The 2,786-nt window shown below is 60.4% G+C and carries 4 protein-coding genes; 2 read left to right on the forward strand and 2 right to left on the reverse strand.

Annotated features, from left to right (window positions below; genetic code table 11):
• Positions 1–113: 113 nt before the first annotated feature.
• Positions 114–347, reverse strand: a complete 234-nt coding sequence (locus KNW02_RS20265) for a WGR domain-containing protein (RefSeq protein WP_216034990.1) — start codon at positions 345–347, stop codon at positions 114–116.
• 410 nt (positions 348–757) lie between these two features.
• Between KNW02_RS20265 and KNW02_RS20270 the strand changes: the two genes are divergently transcribed.
• Together KNW02_RS20270 and KNW02_RS20275 are read left to right on the forward strand one after the other, a co-directional pair.
• Positions 758–1,515 (forward strand): IS5 family transposase gene (locus tag KNW02_RS20270; protein ID WP_216034991.1). Its coding sequence is split into 2 segments (ribosomal slippage): positions 758–1,079 and positions 1,079–1,515, totalling 759 coding nucleotides; the frame shifts between segments, so codons are not numbered across the junction.
• Between the two features lie 64 nt (positions 1,516–1,579).
• A complete protein-coding gene (locus KNW02_RS20275) occupies positions 1,580–1,702 on the forward strand; it encodes a P27 family phage terminase small subunit (protein WP_216034992.1) in 123 nt (40 codons plus the stop codon).
• 310 nt (positions 1,703–2,012) lie between these two features.
• Here the strand turns inward: KNW02_RS20275 and KNW02_RS20280 are convergent.
• The coding region (locus KNW02_RS20280) for a carbohydrate porin (protein WP_216034993.1) at positions 2,013–2,786 on the reverse strand (774 nt) is incomplete at its 5' end.

The raw sequence follows: 2,786 nt of genomic DNA on the forward strand, positions 1-2,786 counted from the left end.
TTGCGGGTTACGAAGTCGGTATGGGCCCGGACGGGACTCGTTCGCGGATGACCAGCTGTCAACTGCAGACCTGCCGGTGTTGGTCGGTGCAATCGCTCGGTTGCATGGCCGGTTCAGGCGGCCGCCAGATAGCCTCGCCGCATCTTTTCCCGGATCAGTTCGCTCGCCGCGTCCTCCGCCAATGACATCGATGCATAGCAGATAACCCGGCCTTGCCCCCTGCCCCCGATCCTGCCCCAACGACGCTCGACGATGATGTCGCCAAAGAGATCGAACAGGATCTCCACACGGTAGAACCGGGCCATGTTCTGATCGGGATCGATGCGGTAGAGTAGCTGACAGGACATGTGAACCTCCTGGCTTGAAAATGGGTCGGACGCCCTCCCCCGTCCAATCAGAAATCTGAATCGTTGGCGCAGCACCGATTCAGGACATTTATGGTCCAAGTTCCGCCTTATGGGGACATACTTGTGGTCGTGAGCACCGCGCAGATCAGCTAAGCCGCCCTTTATCATCGACAAGCTGCAGTCGCGAGGGTTTGCCGGATGTCCAGACCCAGAGGACGAGATTCAGGTCTGCCGCACTTGCGCCCTTTGCAAAAGAGCGAACCTGCATCCCGATACATCCAGCGGCTTTGAGCCGCCGTAGGCTGGCGATTGAGGTGCGCCCCACAGCGAGACTGCGGATCACCCTAGGTTCCAGACCCATTGATTTCGGGCTTCTGTCGTGATTCAGGCTCTGCAAGGAGACCTGAGTGATGAGCAATCTTTATTGGCTGACCGACGCGCAGATGGCGCGTCTGAAGCCCTTCTTCCCGAAGTCCCACGGTAAGCCGCGTGTTGATGATCGGCGCGTTCTGAGCGGTATAATCTTCATCAATCGCAATGGGTTGCGGTGGTGCGATGCGCCGAAGGAATACGGCCCGGCAAAGACCCTCTATAACCGCTGGAAACGCTGGAGCGATAACGGCGTTTTCGCCCGGATCCTGACAGGCCTGTCCGCCGAAGGAACCGAGCACAAAACGATCATGATGGATGCGACCTATCTGAAGGCGCACCGCACGGCCTCAAGCCTGCGCGTAAAAAAGGGGGGCGTGCTCGCCAGATAGGTCGAACAAAGGGGGGCATGAATACCAAACTGCACGCCGTAGCCGATGCGAAGGGCCGTCCGGTAGGGTTCTTCATTTCGGCCGGACAGGTCAGCGACTACACCGGAGCAGCGGCGCTGCTGGGCAGCCTGCCGAAGGCAGACTGGCTGCTCGCCGATCGGGGCTATGATGCCGACTGGTTCAGAGATGCATTGAAAGACAAGGGTATAAGGGTATGCATCCCGGGGCGAAAGTCCCGCAAGAAGGCGGTCAAATACGACAAGCGCCGATACAAACGCCGCAACCGCATCGAGATCATGTTCGGCAGGCTCAAGGACTGGAGGCGGGTCGCTACGCGATATGATCGATGTCCCGAAACCTTCTTCTCAGCCATCGCTCTCGCCGCAACCGTCCTCTTCTGGCTATGAAAAAGAACGAGTCTGGAGCCTAAGACCTTCATTTACGGCCTTGCCAGCCAACCCTTCGGTTAACGTGACAACACCGGTCGAACTGATGACCCGGCTGATGGCCGAGCTTGGCCTTTCGCCATCCGCACGCGCACGCCTCGCCATCCAGGTCCCGACCGACACGACGCCCTGGGAGTGGGACTTCTAGGAGGGATGGCAATCCCGCAAGCCGCAGCCTGAGCTGAGGCGGCAGGGCGTTTCAGTCAATGGCAGACGGCGCAGCGAGCCGTCCGCCACTCACCCGCGCTAGACATTGCGAGCTACACCGCGACATCGATGCTGTGCGCAATGCCTTCGAACTGCCTTGGAGCAACGGCCAGGCCAAGGGTCAGATCAGTCGTCTGAAGACCCCCAAGCGCGCGGTCCAGGGACGAGCCCGACCAGAGCGGCTCAGACCCGAATGCTGCGGCTCCGCCACACAAATGGTGGCAGAGCCGTGCGAGGTGCAAACAGCGGCTTCAGAACCAAGTCTCGAACTGCAGTCCGACCGAAGTGCCCGAGGTGTCGGTGCCGTAGGCGGTCTGTTTAGTGATCGCTCCGACATCGCTCCACGATCCGCGGGTCACATAGGCGCGAAGCTGCGGACGCGCGTAAAAGCCGGTCTTTCCGAAGGTATAGATCCCCGCGATGGTGCCTTTGGTCAGATGTCGGCTTCCGCCGCTGTCGCTGACACGGTCATGGCCAAGTTCGACCTGAACGGCGAAGTTGTCGTTGATCGCGTAGTGCGGGCGAATGCCGACCGAGGTCCATTTCGACTTGTCGCCGTCATTGTCGTCGATCTGGTGCAGACCGACGAAGAACAGCTCGGTCCTGTCGTTCAGCGGCACCAGCCCGTGGATCTGGGCGCGGGTCAGCGAGCGATCCTTGCTGGTGTCGGGTGCGCCATCGGCCGAAAAGCCCCAGGCCGCGCCGTTGCTGTACATCAGCGAGGCCTTCATGTAGCCACCGAAGAAGTCGTCCTTCTGGACATGTGCCCGCAGCGCGATGCCATTGTCGCCGGTCGCATCGCCGTGGACGGTGGCATAGGCGGCGGCGATTTCACCGGTCCAGTCCTTGCCCAGCTTGATGTCTTCCAGCCGCGCATCCCAGGTGTAGACGCGACCGTCACGTTCGCGGAAACCGGCGACCGACAGCTCGCCAAAGCCCAGGGCGACATTTTCCAGCCCGGCACCATAGCTGTTCCAGTTCGAATAGCTTTCGTACAGGAAGTCGTTGATATGGATGTCCTTGCG

The sequence above is a fragment of the Paracoccus marinaquae genome (genome assembly GCF_018860165.1).
GTDB classification, from domain to species: Bacteria; Pseudomonadota; Alphaproteobacteria; order Rhodobacterales; family Rhodobacteraceae; genus Paracoccus; species Paracoccus marinaquae.

What these genes read in the sequence shown, in the direction of transcription:
- KNW02_RS20265 (WP_216034990.1), bottom strand. Translation starts at nt 347, where the DNA reads ATGTCCTGTCAGCTACTCTACCGCATCGATCCCGATCAGAACATGGCC.